This is a genomic window from Maricaulis sp. MIT060901, from assembly GCF_047123815.1.
GTDB lineage: Bacteria > Pseudomonadota > Alphaproteobacteria > Caulobacterales > Maricaulaceae > Maricaulis.
This window is the reverse complement of the sequence record NZ_CP138920.1, coordinates 564,620-578,721: the sequence shown is the minus strand read 5'-3', so window position 1 is coordinate 578,721 and position 14,102 is coordinate 564,620. Positions and strand designations below refer to the sequence as shown.

At 61.5% G+C, this 14,102-nt stretch carries 14 protein-coding genes; 10 read left to right on the top strand and 4 right to left on the bottom strand.

Going from position 1 to position 14,102, the window contains the following annotated elements; all coding sequences use genetic code 11:
* Positions 1–4 precede the first annotated feature (4 nt).
* The 3 genes from SIC17_RS02935 to SIC17_RS02925 all read left to right on the top strand — a co-directional run bounded on the left by SIC17_RS02935 (position 5) and on the right by SIC17_RS02925 (position 2,031).
* Positions 5–271, top strand: a complete 267-nt coding sequence (locus SIC17_RS02935) for a DUF3253 domain-containing protein (protein ID WP_412546348.1) — start codon at positions 5–7, stop codon at positions 269–271.
* Positions 228–857: a uracil-DNA glycosylase family protein gene (locus SIC17_RS02930; RefSeq protein WP_412546347.1), complete on the top strand. Its 630-nt coding sequence runs from the start codon at positions 228–230 to the stop codon at positions 855–857. The genes SIC17_RS02935 and SIC17_RS02930 overlap by 44 nt, the downstream gene beginning before the upstream one ends.
* A gap of 100 nt (positions 858–957) precedes the next feature.
* A complete protein-coding gene (locus SIC17_RS02925) occupies positions 958–2,031 on the top strand; it encodes a Leu/Phe/Val dehydrogenase (RefSeq protein ID WP_412546346.1) in 1,074 nt (357 codons plus the stop codon).
* A gap of 52 nt (positions 2,032–2,083) precedes the next feature.
* On the opposite strand, the gene SIC17_RS02920 is transcribed toward SIC17_RS02925, so the two are convergent.
* Genes SIC17_RS02920 through SIC17_RS02910 form a run of 3 tightly spaced genes read right to left on the bottom strand, consistent with a single transcriptional unit; the run spans position 2,084 to position 5,777 of the window.
* On the bottom strand, positions 2,084–3,106 hold the full coding sequence (locus SIC17_RS02920) for an ABC transporter ATP-binding protein (RefSeq protein ID WP_412546345.1): 1,023 nt from the start codon (positions 3,104–3,106) through the stop codon (positions 2,084–2,086).
* Positions 3,103–4,689 carry an ABC transporter permease gene (locus SIC17_RS02915; protein ID WP_412546344.1) on the bottom strand — a complete coding sequence of 529 codons (1,587 nt, stop codon included), beginning with the start codon at positions 4,687–4,689 and terminating at the stop codon, positions 3,103–3,105. Before SIC17_RS02915 ends, SIC17_RS02920 begins: the two co-directional genes overlap by 4 nt.
* 35 nt (positions 4,690–4,724) lie before the next feature.
* Positions 4,725–5,777, bottom strand: coding sequence for an extracellular solute-binding protein (locus SIC17_RS02910; RefSeq protein WP_412546343.1), 1,053 nt, complete (start codon positions 5,775–5,777; stop codon positions 4,725–4,727).
* A gap of 453 nt (positions 5,778–6,230) precedes the next feature.
* Here SIC17_RS02910 and SIC17_RS02905 point away from each other — a divergent pair, with 453 nt between their 5' ends.
* A complete protein-coding gene (locus SIC17_RS02905) occupies positions 6,231–6,449 on the top strand; it encodes a phosphoglycolate phosphatase (RefSeq protein WP_291893508.1) in 219 nt (72 codons plus the stop codon).
* Positions 6,450–6,455: 6 nt separating this feature from the next.
* Here the strand turns inward: SIC17_RS02905 and SIC17_RS02900 are convergent, their stop codons facing one another.
* Positions 6,456–7,148 (bottom strand): HAD-IA family hydrolase, encoded by a 693-nt coding sequence (locus SIC17_RS02900; RefSeq protein ID WP_412546342.1) that lies wholly within the window; start codon positions 7,146–7,148, stop codon positions 6,456–6,458.
* A 122-nt stretch (positions 7,149–7,270) separates the two neighbouring features.
* Between SIC17_RS02900 and glmU the strand changes: the two genes are divergently transcribed.
* The 6 genes from glmU to SIC17_RS02870 are packed head-to-tail and all read left to right on the top strand — an operon-like array spanning position 7,271 to position 14,053.
* The gene (gene glmU, locus SIC17_RS02895) at positions 7,271–8,626 is read left to right on the top strand and encodes a bifunctional UDP-N-acetylglucosamine diphosphorylase/glucosamine-1-phosphate N-acetyltransferase GlmU (protein ID WP_412546341.1); all 1,356 of its coding nucleotides are present in this window, start codon (positions 7,271–7,273) and stop codon (positions 8,624–8,626) included.
* Positions 8,626–10,095: an NAD-dependent succinate-semialdehyde dehydrogenase gene (locus tag SIC17_RS02890; RefSeq protein WP_412546340.1), complete on the top strand. Its 1,470-nt coding sequence runs from the start codon at positions 8,626–8,628 to the stop codon at positions 10,093–10,095. The genes glmU and SIC17_RS02890 overlap by 1 nt, the downstream gene beginning before the upstream one ends.
* Positions 10,092–10,790 carry a ribose-5-phosphate isomerase RpiA gene (rpiA, locus tag SIC17_RS02885; RefSeq protein WP_291893500.1) on the top strand — a complete coding sequence of 233 codons (699 nt, stop codon included), beginning with the start codon at positions 10,092–10,094 and terminating at the stop codon, positions 10,788–10,790. The genes SIC17_RS02890 and rpiA overlap by 4 nt, the downstream gene beginning before the upstream one ends.
* A 9-nt stretch (positions 10,791–10,799) precedes the next feature.
* A complete protein-coding gene (locus tag SIC17_RS02880; protein WP_412546339.1) occupies positions 10,800–11,270 on the top strand; it encodes a DUF2059 domain-containing protein in 471 nt (156 codons plus the stop codon).
* 18 nt (positions 11,271–11,288) lie between these two features.
* Positions 11,289–12,665 carry a glutathione-disulfide reductase gene (gene gor, locus SIC17_RS02875; protein ID WP_412546338.1) on the top strand — a complete coding sequence of 459 codons (1,377 nt, stop codon included), beginning with the start codon at positions 11,289–11,291 and terminating at the stop codon, positions 12,663–12,665.
* A gap of 17 nt (positions 12,666–12,682) precedes the next feature.
* Entirely contained in the window at positions 12,683–14,053 is a 1,371-nt protein-coding gene (locus SIC17_RS02870; protein ID WP_291893494.1) for a class II 3-deoxy-7-phosphoheptulonate synthase, read from the top strand.
* The last annotated feature ends 49 nt before the right edge of the window (positions 14,054–14,102 follow it).

Below are 14,102 nucleotides of genomic sequence, written 5' to 3'. Positions count from 1 at the left end.
GACGATGAGCGAGATGAGCGAAGAGAACCTGAATGATCCTTTCGAGGATGCCATTCGCAAGCTGGTGGCCGAGGTGAAGGAAGGGCGCAGCGTCTCTCCGGCTGATGTTGCCAAACTGGTGGATCCGGACAATCACACCAAGCGTTTCGGCCATGTTCGCCAGGCCGCGGTGCGCCTGCACAAGGCGGGGGAGATCGCCATCCTGCGCAAGGGCAAGCCGGTGCCGGATGCCGACACGTTCAAGGGCGTTTATCGTCTGGGCCGTGTTTGAGCCGCTCGACGATCTGCTCGCGGAGATCCGCGCCTGCCGGGTCTGCGAAGAGAGCATGCCGCACACGCCGCGCCCGGTGATCCGGGCGTCATCGACAGCACGCATAGCCATTGTCGGCCAGGCGCCGGGTACGCGCGTGCATGCTTCCGGCAAGCCCTTCACCGACCCGTCGGGTGATCGCCTGCGCGAATGGATGCAGGTGGATGAGGCGACCTTCTATGATGAAAGCCGCATCGCCATTGTGCCGATGGGTTTCTGTTTTCCAGGCCTGGACGCCAAGGGCGGCGATCTACCACCACGCAAGGAATGCGCGCCGCTCTGGCAGGAAAAAGTGCACGCGTTCATGCCGCAGGTCGGGCTGACCCTGCTCGTCGGACAATATGCACAGAAGTTTTATCTGCGTTCGCAGGCGCAAAAAACGCTCACAGATACAGTTAAGAGTGCGGCGCAATATTTTCCTCGATATCTGCCGCTTCCGCACCCGTCCTGGCGTAATAATGCGTGGTTGAAGAAGAATCCCTGGTTCGGGGAAAAAATTCTCCCGATGCTGCGGTGCCGCATCGCTGAGATGTTATCGGCACCATGATTTTTAGTGTTTTCGCGCGCTTGCCGCAGCTCTCGTGAAAGGGTATGCCACGCGCGAATTTGCAGCGATGCTGTTCTCGCACAGAAAGGGTTTGCGCGTCATGAGTGTTTTCGAACACCCGTCTTACGACAACCACGAGAAAATTCTTTTCGCGACCGACAAGGTCACGGGTCTCCAGGCCATCATCGGCGTTCACTCCACGGTCTCCGGACCGGCGTGTGGTGGTTGCCGGATGTGGTCCTATCCCAGCTCCGCGGAAGCACTGGAGGACGTTCTGCGTCTGTCCCAGGGCATGAGCTACAAGAACATCATGGCCGATCTTCCGATCGGTGGCGGCAAGTCCGTAATCATGAAGCCGGAAGGCGAATTCAACCGCCAGGAACTGTTCGAGGCCTTTGGTCGCGCGGTCGAAAGCCTGGGCGGTCAGTACATCACTGCCGAGGACGTGGGTGTCAGCCCGGACGACATGATGGCCGTTCGCCAGTCCACCAAGCACGTTGTTGGTCTGCCCGAGGGCAAGGCCGCGTCTGGTGACCCGTCGCCAATCACGGCCGAAGGTGTGTTCCGCGGCATGAAGGTCTGCATCGAGCGCGGTCTGGGCAAGTCCGACCTGTCCGGCGTTCGTGTTGCCATCCAGGGCGCTGCCGGTCACGTCGGTGCCTATCTCTCCGGTCACCTGGCCGAAGCCGGTGCCGAGTTGATCATCACCGATATCAACGAGCCGGGCCTGAAAGAACTGGAAGCCAAGTACGGCGCCAAGATCGTCGGTCTCGACGAGATCTATGACCAGGACGTCGACGTGTTTGCACCATGTGCGCTGGGCGCCATCGTCAATCCGGACACGATTGACCGCATAAAGGCTAAAATCATCGCCGGAGCAGCCAACAACCAGCTGGCCACCCGCGAGATGGGCGCTGAAATTCTCAAGCGCGGCAAGATCTACGCGCCGGATTACGTCCTCAACGCTGGCGGCATCATCAATGTGATGGGCGAGATCCAGGGCGATTTCGACCCGGCCTGGGTCCAGGGCAAGCTGGTTGGTCTCGAGAACACGCTGGGCGAGATCCTCGACCAGTCTGAAAACGAGGGCCGTCCGTCCAACATCATCGCCGACGAGATCGCGCGCAATCGCATCGAGGACAAGCGGTCCTCCAAGACGATGGAACCGGCGTAAGCCGCTGCATCCATTTGAATTAGAAAGGCCCGCTCGATCGAGCGGGCCTTTTTCATGTTTCAAGCAGTGTGACATAGGCGGGGTTTATTCTCGCACCGACCCTGTCGCCGATGTTGATCGTGTCGGTCGCCGGAACCTGGAGCGTCCAGTCGGACCCATCCGTTGCGCGCAAGTCGATGTCGCATATCGGCCCGGAATAGGTCACGCGGGTGACCGTCAATTCACCTTCGGGTTCCAGGGCGAGACCTTGCGGGCGTACCAGGGCTGTGACCGGGGTCGCCTCCGCAAGCGATGTCTTCACGGTTCCGATCGGCAGCACGACCTCGCCGTTGCGGACACTCGCCTTGCAGGTTTGTACATCCCCCACCAGCCGCGCTGCCGTTTCGCTGACCGGGTTGAACCACACGTCCTGGGGGGCGCCGTGTTGGATAATCCGACCGGCATCCATCAACGCCAGCTGATCCGCGCTCTCAAGCGCCTCCTCGGCATCGTGAGTGACAAACAGCACCGCCGTTCCCGCTTCGCGCAGCACTTCCATCGTCCGCTGGCGTACATCGCCGCGCAGGCGACGGTCGAGGCCAGAGAAAGGTTCGTCCAGCAGGACGACACCGGGCCTTGGTGCCAGGGCTCGGGCAAGGGCCACGCGTTGTTGTTCGCCGCCGGAGAGTTCGTGTGGATACTGGCTGGCCTTGTGCTCCAGCTCGACAGCCCGCAGCTGCTCCAGCGCACGGGTCTTGCGATCCGCGCCGGTCAGGCCAAAGGCGACATTCTCGACCGCGGTCATGTGCGGGAAGAGGGCATAGTCCTGGAAGACCAGCCCGACCCGGCGCTGTTCCGGCGCGAGGAAGGTTTTCTGCCCGGTCCAGGTGACGCCATCGGCGGTGATCTCGCCGGCATCAAGCTGTTCCAGGCCGGCGACGGCTCTCAACAGGGTCGACTTGCCGCTGCCGGACGCCCCCAACAGGGCCGTGATCTCGCCGGCATGCAGCTCCAGCGACGCGCTTTCAAGCGCTGCGTGGTCCTTCGTGAAGGCCCGGCGCGCGCCGCGGATACTCAGTGTTTCGACACGGCTCATGGCCTGGCCCCGTTCTCCCCAGACGAAGAGAGATATCGCGCCACGAAAATCATGGGAAGGGTGGCGATGAGCGGGATCAGCAGTGCCGGCGCTGCGGCTTCGCCCAAGCGCTCATCCGAGGCGTATTGGTGCGCGATGATGGCCAGCGTGTTGAAATTGAACGGGCGCAGGATCATCGTCGCCGGCAATTCCTTGAGAATCTCGACGAAGCTCAGGATCAGGGCCGAGGCGACACCCGGCGCGATCAGCGGCAGGTGCACGGCCAGCAGGCGGCGGCGTGTGTTGGCGCCCAGCGTCTTGGCCGCACCGTCCAGCGACCTGGTCACGCGGGCCAGCGCGGTCTCGCACGGGCTGATGGCCGCTGCGACAAACCGGCTGAGATAGGCGAGGACGAGGGCGGCGGCCGTGCCCGTCAGCAGGATCGGGAAGACACTGCCGGTCAGGCTTTCCCAGGTCGGGTCCAGCCAGCGCTGGATACCAGAGAGCAGGGCGATCACACCCACAGCTGCGACGGCTCCGGGCACAGCATAACCGACACCGGCCAGTCGCGCCGCTGCGGTTCCCAGAACCGATTTGCGACGCAGGGCGTAGGCGGTGGTCAGGCCAACAAGTGTGGCGATGACGGCGGCGCTGCCAGCGACCGTGAGGCTGTTGAAGGAAGCTTGGGCCAGGCCATTGGCAACGGGTTCGCGCAGGGCTCGCCAGGCGAGACGGCCCAGCGGCAGGATCATCGACAGGAAGAGCGCCATGAAGGCGGCCAGGCTTGCCAGTCCCGCCTGCAGCGGGCTGAGCAGGAATCGGCGGGCGGGACGCTGTTTGCCCGAACTGGTCTGGACCTGCATGCGCCGGCGGCCATGTCGCTCCAGTGCGAAAATCACCAGCGCGAAGACAACCAGGATCAGCGACAGGCGAGCGGCATCGAGCAGGGAGCCGGCGCCCGACCAGGCTCGGATGAGGCCGATCGACAGGGTGGGCGATCCCAGATGGGAAACCGTTCCATAATCCGCCAGCGCTTCCATGATCACCAGCGCCATGCCCGCGGCAATGGCCGGCCGGGCCATGGGCAGGGAGGTGCGCCAGAACGCTCCGAAGGCGGACGCGCCCAGCGTGCGGGCGGCGTCATAGGCATCCGCTGACTGGCCCGTGAAGGCATTGCGGGCGAGCAGATAGACATAGGGGTAAAGGACGAGGGCGAACATCAGTCCCGAGCCCCAGGTGCCGCGGATGGTCGGGAAGAGCCCCCAGCTCATGCGATCCAGCGGTCCGCCGGCCTGGGAGATGTCGAGCCACGCATAGGCGGCTACATAGGCCGGCACGGCGAGCGGCAGGATCAGCGCCCAGGTGAAGAATTTCCGGCCGGGAAACTCGCAGCGTGCGGTCAGCCAGGCGAGGCCGGTGCCGATGGCGGCTGCTGTCACCGAGGCCACCAGACCGACATAGGCGGAGTGAAAGAGATAGGTGGGCAGGCGGGTTTCCGCGAGATGACGCAAATAGTCGGTGGATCCGCCGCCCAGCGCGATGGCTGCGACGGCCAGGATGGGAAGCCCGCATATAAAAGCAGCAAGGACGGCGATGATGTTCATCGCCGTCCCGGAAGACTGGGTTTGGCTGGTGCCGATCACTGCCAGCCGACGCGGTCGAAGATACGCTGGGCGATGGCGTTATTGGCACCGAGTTCAGCGATTTCCAGGTCATCCTGGGTAAAGGGCATCATCGCGGAGAGCGTGGCGTTGTCCCACTGTGCGGTCGGAACGGCGGGGACCTCATTGGTCATCTCGGCAAAGATTCGCTGAGCCTCGTCAGACACGAGGAAGGCGATGAATTCGCGGGCCTCGTCCGGGTGCGGGGCGTTCAGGGCGATACCGGCGCCGGAGACGTTCATGTGCGCACCGGTGGTATCCTGGTTCGGGAAGAAGAGCGTCGTCTGCTCGACGACGGCCTGGTCGGCCGGCTCGTTGGAATTGGCCATCATCGCGAAATAATAGTGGTTCGTGATGGCGACATCGCATTCGCCCGCGGCAATGGCGCGGAGCTGGTCGCGGTCACCGCCCTGCGGAGCGCGGGCCATGTTGTTGACGATGGCCTGGGCCCAGGCCTCGGCGGCTTCCTCACCTTCGTGAGCGACGATGGAGGCGAGCAGGGACTGGTTATAGACGCTGCCGGAGCTGCGCACACAGATGCGGCCATTCCAGCGCTCATCCGCCAGGTCGGCATAGGTTGTGATCTCACCGTCCTGAACACGCTCATTGGAATAGGCGATGATACGCGAACGCTGCGCAACACCGACCCAATAGCCCTGCGGGTGGATCAGGTGGTCCGGCAAGCGGTCGGCAAATTCGCTGTAATCGCTCTGGGCAAACAGGCCGGCCTCTTCAGCGCGATGCAGGCGGGCGGCATCGACGGTGACGATGACGTCGGCCGGGCTGCGTTCACCATCGGCGCGGATACGTTCGATCAGCTGGTCACCACGGGCCTCGATCAGGTTGATCTCGATACCCGTCGCTTCCGTGAAGGCCGCATAGACGACAGCGTCACTGCTGTAGTGGCGCGCCGAGTAGACATTGACGACACGGCTTTCCGATTCTGCGCTGGCGGAATCAGACGTTTGTGGTGCCGGATTACACGCGGCGAGTACAAGCGTGGCGGCAAAAAGCGTGAGGGTATTTTTCATAACTTATCCATCGGATTTCGAGTTGAAGCATGTCTCGCATTTTTGCGAACGCCTCGCAACTGGATTGGGCAGGTTCTCGCTGCGGCAAACCGTCCCGGGGCACCCTACCTGTGGATTAACGGAAAAAGTCGAGATTTCGTTAGGGATTGAGGCGGGCTGGATAGTGCTGATCGCACGATCCCGAAATGTCTCCCCTGACGGGATTGCACGCAGAAATGGGGTTCTGGGTGATCGGGAGCTTTTGAGGGCAATGCAGGCGAAAGTTGAATCTCTACTGCATTTCGCCCTTGGTGTGACAACTTGACACACCTTCATGGTCTCGTCATAAACCGCTCCGGCATATATCAGCCTGCGCACATTCGGGATTACCCAGGGCGTGGGCCCCGTAATTATCAATTTGATTGGACGTCATTCCCGACCGAGGGAAGCTCGGTCGCGTAGGAGGTTTTGTTCATGAGTAACGATCTGTGCACGCCGGAAGGCGCACGTCGCTTGAAGTCCCGCATTGAAGCCTATTGGGCAGAGCGCGGTTATGATGTCAGTGTCGACCTGGTCGACGCAGGCTTCATGCCGGCCATGCGTTCCGCACGTACCGATGTACGTTCGAACCTGGTCAACGGCATGCCGACTCGCCCGGCCAATGACATGGGTCGCGAGCGCCGTACGGCGTAAGTCGGATTAGTCCGACACCGTTCGCCAGATCTCGGCGAGCGTCTCAGGCACATCTGAGAATTCATGAATTAACCGGTCGGCTCCCAGCGAGCCGGCCGGTTTTTCACTATAACCATAGCTCAGGATGATAGACGGGACGCCGGCGGCCTTCGCGGCATCCACGTCCGGGGCGCTGTCGCCGACCATGGCGGCGCGGTGGTGACCCGCCCCGAGCGCATCATGAACATGATCCGCTGCCGGTTTCTTCGCCCGCGTTCGTTCCGGTCCGATCACGCGTTCGAAATAGCCGTCCAGCTCCAATTCCCGCAGCAGCAGGTCCGCCAAGACCGAGGGTTTATTGGTGCAGACCGACAGGCGCGCGCCGGCCTCGGCCAGGCGATCCAGCGTCTCGCGCACATTCGGGAAGGGAATGCTGTCGGCGGCGACATTGCTCTGATAGCTTTCGATAAAAGCTGGAAACAGCGCGTCCACCTCGGTCTCTGTCAGTGCGACATCCTGGCGATCATGGGCGCGGCGGATCATCGCCTTGGCGCCCCGGCCCACCATTTCACGAACATCGGATACCAGAACCGGCTGCAGGCCGCGGGGCAGGATGACAGCATTGAGCGCGCGGACCAGATCCGGCGCTGTATCCACCAGCGTGCCATCAAGATCGAACGCGATCGAGGCATTGGCGAAAACGTCTTTGTACAGTGTCATCTGTGCAATCCCTGAAACAAGTTTCTTCTCAGCCCGCCGGATATGCTGACACATCCGGTCTCTATGGGTTATAGCGCTGGCATATAGGTCCAGTATCGATTCACTTGAAAGGGTGGAATGGCATGTCACGTGCGCGCGCGGCGGTGATTTTGGCTGCGGGTCAGGGAACCCGCATGAAATCTAAAACGGTAAAAGTGCTTCACTCTGTCGGCGGTCGGCCGATGCTCGACTGGGCAGCCCAGCTGGCCGATGACGCCGGTGCGTCCAAGCGAGTGGTTGTCTACGGGGCTCACTCGCCGGCTGTACGTGATGCGGGCGATGCGCTGGGCGCGGAAACCGCCCTCCAGGACCCGCCGCAGGGGACGGGGCACGCTGTCCAGGCCGCCGAGGGGGCCTTTGACGGTTTTGATGGCGATCTCATTGTGCTCTACGCCGACACTCCGTTGATCCGTGCGGAAACGGTTGAGCGGGTGTTTGACGCCCTAGCAGAAGGTGCTGCGGTCGCGGTGCTCGGTTTCGAACCGGAAGATCCGGCCGCCTATGGCCGTTTGATCGAGGATGCTGACGGCAATCTGGACCGGATCGTCGAATACAAGGACGCCAATGAAGAAGAACGCGCTGTTCGCCTGGTGAACTCCGGCGTGATGGCTGCGCGGGCCGACTTGATGTTCGAACTGCTCGGCGAAGTCACCAACGACAATGCCAATGGCGAATACTACCTCACCGATGTTGTCGGCCTGGCCCGTGGCCGCGGTTTGCGAGCTGTTGCTGTCCGTGCGGATGCCGACGAGGTGCTGGGCGTTAACTCGCGTGTGGATCTGGCTGAGGCCGAGGCGGCCTTCCAGACTCGCAAGCGCGAGGAGATGATGAGGGCAGGCGTGACCCTGGTCGCGCCGGAAACGGTCTTCTTCTCCCATGACACCGAGATCGAGCGTGATGTCGTGGTTGAGCCGCATGTCGTCTTCGCACCGGGTGTGAAGATCGAGGAAGATGCGACCGTGAAGGCATTCTCCCATCTGGAAGGCACCACCGTGCGTAACGGCGCGTCTGTTGGCCCCTATGCGCGATTGCGTCCGGGGGCGGACATTGGTCCCAACGCCAAGATCGGCAATTTTGTCGAGGTGAAGAAGGCGCAGCTGGCTGACGGTGCGAAAGTCTCCCACCTTTCCTATATCGGCGATGCGCACATTGGCGAGGGCGCCAATATCGGAGCTGGCACGATCACCTGTAACTATGACGGATACGACAAGCACCTGACCGAGATCGGCGCCGGGGCCTTTATCGGTTCCAACACCTCGCTGGTCGCGCCGGTCAAGGTGGGCGAGGGCGCCTATACAGGGTCTGGCGGTGTCGTCACCAATGACGTGCCGGACAATGCCCTGGCTGTCGCCCGGGCCGAGCAGGTGCACAAGGATGGCTGGGCGGAGCGCTATCGCAAGGCAAAGCTGGCGCGCAAGAACAAAGGAGAAAAAGCCTGATGAATCTGATCGAGCGTCTTCAGGACCCGACACTGCTGCAATCTGCGTCCTTCATTGATGGCGAGTGGGTTTCAGCCGATGCCCAGTTTGAAGTGAGCAATCCGGCGACCGGCCAGAAACTGGCCGATGTTGCCGATGTCGGAGACGCAGGCGCACGGTCGGCGGTCGCTGCAGCGGCCCGGGCTTTTGAAAGCTGGAAGAAGGTTTCTCCCTTCGAACGCGCAGCCTTGTTGATGAAATGGCGCGAGCTGATCCTGCAAAATACGGCGGATCTGGCGACAATCATCACGGCTGAGATGGGCAAGACCTATCGCGAGGCCCAGGGCGAGATCGTTTATGGCGCCGGTTTCATCGACTGGTCCGCGGAAGAGGGCAAGCGTGTGCATGGCGAGACCATGACACCGCCTTTCCCGGGCTCGCGTGGCTGGACCATCCGCCAGCCGATCGGTGTGGTGGCCTGTATCACGCCGTGGAACTTCCCCAACGCCATGATCACTCGCAAGTGCGCTCCGGCGCTGGCGGCGGGCTGTACGATGGTCATCAAGCCGGCTCCCGAGACACCGCTCTCGGCGCTGGCCCTGGCCGAGCTGGCCAAGCGCGCCGGCATTCCCGACGGTGTCTTCAACGTGGTCTGCGGTGATGCCCAGGCCATCGGCCCGGTGCTGACCGGTTCGGACGAGGTTCGCATGATCGGCTTCACCGGCTCGACGCCGGTCGGCAAGCTGTTGATGCGCCAGGCGGCCGACGGTGTGAAACGTGTCGCCCTGGAACTGGGCGGCAATGCGCCCTTCATCGTCATGGACGATGCGGATGTCGACAAGGCCGCCGACGGTATCGTCGCCTCCAAATACCGCGTGTCCGGACAGACCTGTGTGTCTGCCAACCGCATTATCGCCCAGCCGGGCATTGCCGATGCGCTGGTCGAGGCATTGCAAAAGCGGGTTGAGGCGCTGACCCCGGGTGATGGTTTCGAGGGCGACACGGATGTGGGTCCGCTGATCCATATGGAAGCGGTCGAACGTGTTGATGCCCTGGTGAAGAACGCCCGTGAGAGCGGCGCGAATATCCTGGCTGGTGGCAAGCCGCTGGTGGACGAGCTGGGCGGAGCGTTTTACGCGCCGACCCTGATCGAGGGCGGTTCCACGGATATGGACCTTGCCTGTTTCGAGATTTTCGGCCCCGTGGCCTCGGTCTACCGGGCCGAGAGCGAGGATGAGATCGTGCGCCTGGCCAATGACACGCCCTATGGCCTGGCCGCCTATATCTATACCAATGACGTCAATCGCATTCACCGCCTGACCGAGGCGCTGGAGTACGGCATGATCGGAGTCAATGCGCCCATGGTTGGTGCAGCCTCCACGCCGTTCGGCGGGGTCAAGGAATCCGGCATCGGCCGCGAGGGCGGCAAGTGGGGTGTCGAGGAGTTCACCGAGTTGAAATACATACTCCTGGGAGGGGTGGACGCATGAGCGATCGCCAGAAGACCCACGCCGCAGCAGCAGCGCTGGATTATGTCGAAGACGGAATGACGATTGGCCTGGGCTCCGGCTCGACGGCCGAGATTTTTGTCAAACTGCTCGCCGAGCGGGTCAAGGACGGGTTGCGCGTCAAGGGCGTGCCGACCTCGGATCAGACTGCCGCTCTGGCGCGGGAGCTCGGTATCGAGCTCGCTGATGTCGATCATGTCGATCACATTGCGGTGACCATTGACGGTGCCGACGAGGTGGATGGCCGTTTCCAGCTCATCAAGGGCGGCGGTGGACGACACCTGCGAGAGAAGATCATCGCCCAGGCCTCGGACCTCATGGTGGTCGTCGTGGACGAAGGCAAACTCGTGTCCACGCTGGGGAAATTCCCGCTGCCGGTGGAGGTCGACCCGTTCGGTTTCTCCATCGGTGCCAAGCAGATCTTTGACGGTCTGCGCAAGGCCGGCGTGAAACACCCCGACGTGCAGCTGCGCCGCAAGGGCGACGGGCTGGAGCCTTTCATAACCGATGGCGGTAACTACATTCTCGATTGTGCTTGCGAGGAAATCCCGGATGCCGAGGCAGTGGATCGGGAACTCAAGCGCATTCCAGGGGTCGTCGAGCACGGCCTGTTTCTGAATTTGGCCCGCGTGGTGATTGTCGGCGAAGACAATCAGGCGCGCGTGATGGAGCTCTAAGGGGAAGCTATGAGAAACCTGATTATTGGGATTGCTTTTGCGTTCATCGCCTTTGTGCCCCGTGTCCAGGCAGATGACGCGTCCGATCGTCTCGTCATCGCTCGCGAGATCGTTTTGCAAAGCACCTCTGAGGACATGTACCGCACCGCCCTCGAGACGACCATGCCGCTCATCCGTAACAGTTTCCAAGTCAGTATTCCTGGTGCGACAGACGCTCAGCTTGATGAGGCCATGGATTTGATGATGGAAATCATGATGTCGACCTATGACGACATGATCGAGGAAAGCGCAGGGCTCTATGCATCACGCTTCACCCTTGCGGAGCTCGAGGAGCTGCAGGCATTCAACTCGACACCGCTTGGGCAAAAGGTGTTGCAGGAATTGCCGGGCATTACGAGCGAGGCCAGCGTCATCGGTGAACGTCTTGGGACCGAGGCGGTGAACGCCAATCTTGGCCGCGTCCAGGCGATCTTCCAGTAAAACCGGGAAAGTCTTCCAATGCCTGATTTTGACTACGACCTCTTTGTCATCGGTGCCGGTTCTGGCGGTGTGCGCGCGTCGCGCATGGCCGCCAAGTACGGCGCCGGCAAGATCGCGATCGCCGAGGAACACCGTTATGGCGGAACCTGTGTGATCCGTGGCTGTGTTCCCAAGAAACTGCTGGTCTACGCGTCCGAGTTCGCAAAGACCTTCCAGCTGGCCGAGAGTTTTGGCTGGGATGTGGGCGAGAACGAGTTCAGCTGGGAAAGGCTTATCGCCGCCAAGGACAAGGAGATCGAGCGTCTCGAAGGCATTTATGGCCGCCTGCTGGCCGGCAGTGGTGTTGAAGCCATTGATGACCGCGCTGTGCTGGAAGGTCCGAACACGATCCGCCTCGTCAATCAGGACCGTACGGTCACTGCGGCCAAGATCCTGATCGCGGTGGGTGGAACGCCTTTCGTGCCGGACGATATTCCGGGGCATGATCTCGGCATCACCTCGAACGAGGCCTTCTATCTGCCTGAATTGCCCAAGCGTGTGGTGATCGCCGGCGGTGGCTATATCGCCTGTGAGTTCGCCCAGATCTTCAACGGCATGGGCTCAGATGTGGTGCAGGTCTATCGCGGTGATGAGGTTCTGCGCGGCTTCGATGCGGATGTGCGCACGCATGTGCACAAGGAAATCGAGGCCTCGGGCGTCAAGATTGTCACGGAGACCGTGTTCACGAAAATCGAGGCGCTCGCTGATGGCTCTAAGCGGGTGCATCTGAAAAACAGCGACACGATTGATACGGATCTCGTGATGTATGCGGTCGGCCGCACGCCCTATACGCACGGGCTGGGCCTGGACAAGGCCGGTGTCGAGCTGGACGGGAAGGGTGCGATCAAGGTTGACGCCTATTCCAAGACTACAGCGGACCACATCTACGCCGTGGGCGACGTCACTAACCGGGTCAACCTGACGCCGGTCGCCATTCGTGAGGGTGCGGCCTTTGCGGCGACGGTCTTCAATGACACGCCGACAGCCTATGACCATTCCGATATCGCCTCGGCCGTCTTCACCCAGCCGCCTGTCGGCTCGGTGGGCATGACCGAGGAAGAGGCGCGAAAATCTGTCGCGAAAGTGGACATCTATAAAACAAGCTTCCGCCCGATGAAGTACACGCTGAGTGACGTTGGCAGCAGAATGCTGATGAAACTTGTCGTCGACGGGGAGACAGAACGCGTTTTGGGTGTGCATATTGTCGGTCCTGACGCGCCGGAGATGATCCAGCTCGCCGGGATTGCCGTCAAAGCAGGTTTGACGAAATCACAATATGATGCGGCATGCGCTGTGCATCCCACCAGCGCAGAGGAATTGGTGACCATGAGCGAGAAGTGGTCGCCAGACGAGTAAGTGAGAAGGCGACAGAGATGAATTGGTCCCCCCGGTCCTGGCGCGAAAAGCCGGTGATGCAAATGCCGACCTACACGGATCAGGCGGCTGTTGATGCTGTGATGGCCGAGCTGGCCGCACGGCCGGCCCTTGTGTTTGCAGGCGAGGCGCGTCGTTTGCGCAAACAGCTGGCGGATGTGACCGCGGGCAATGCCTTCCTGCTGCAGGGCGGTGATTGTGCCGAGAGTTTCAAGGAATTCTCCACCGAAGGGGTTCGCGACACATTCCGCGTTCTCCTGCAGATGGCGGTTGTCCTGACATTTGCGGCTTCCAAGCCAGTGGTCAAAGTGGGACGGATTGCGGGCCAGTTCGCCAAGCCGCGCTCGTCCGATACCGAGACTCGCGATGGTGTTTCACTGCCAAGTTATCGCGGTGACAGTGTCAATGACGCCGCTTTCACGCCGGAAAGCCGGGAGCCGGACCCACATCGTTTGATCCGGGCCTATGACCAGTCAGCCTCCACGCTGAACCTTTTGCGCGCGTTTGCGTCGGGCGGTTATGCGGATCTGCACAATGTGCATCAGTGGACCCAGGATTTCGTCAAGGACAGCCCCGCGGCAGAACGTTATGCGGAGACCGCGTCGCGCATTTCCGAAGCGCTGGCCTTCATGAAGGCCTGTGGTGTTGGCCGCGACAGTGCACCGTCGCTGGAGAGTGTCGACTTCTTCACCAGCCACGAGGCGTTGCACCTTCCCTTCGAGGAGGCCCTGACGCGTCGCGACCCGAATACCAACCAGTGGTATGCGACTTCGGCTCACATGATCTGGATCGGTGAACGGACCCGCCAGCTTGATGGCGCTCATGTTGAATACGCGCAGGGCATCGCCAATCCGATCGGTGTGAAATGTGGTCCGACCATGCAGCCGGATGATCTGCTGCAGCTGATCGACACGCTCAATCCCAAAAACGAGGCCGGACGTCTGGTCCTGATCGTTCGCCAGGGGGCCAATAATGTGCGCGAGACGTTGCCGGCGCTGGCGCGTGCGGTGACCCAGGAAGGCAAGAAGGTTGTCTGGTCGTCCGATCCGATGCACGGCAATACCGTGAAAACGGGCAATGGCTATAAAACACGTGAGTTTGACAAGGTCCTCAACGAGCTCGAGGGCTTCATGGACGTGCTCTACGCGGAAGGCGCCTATCCCGGCGGTGTGCATTTCGAGATGACCGGTCGCGATGTGACCGAGTGTGTTGGTGGTGCCAAGACGGTGACCGAGGCTGATCTGGCCTCGCGCTATCACACGCATTGTGATCCGCGCCTCAATGCCGATCAGGCGCTCGACATGTCCTTCCGCATTGCTGAATCGCTCAAGCGGGTGCGCAAGAACAATTCCGCTGCCAATGCCGCCTGAGTGGCGTTCTGACAGCCGGCAATAAAAAACCCCGCCAGGATCTCTCCTG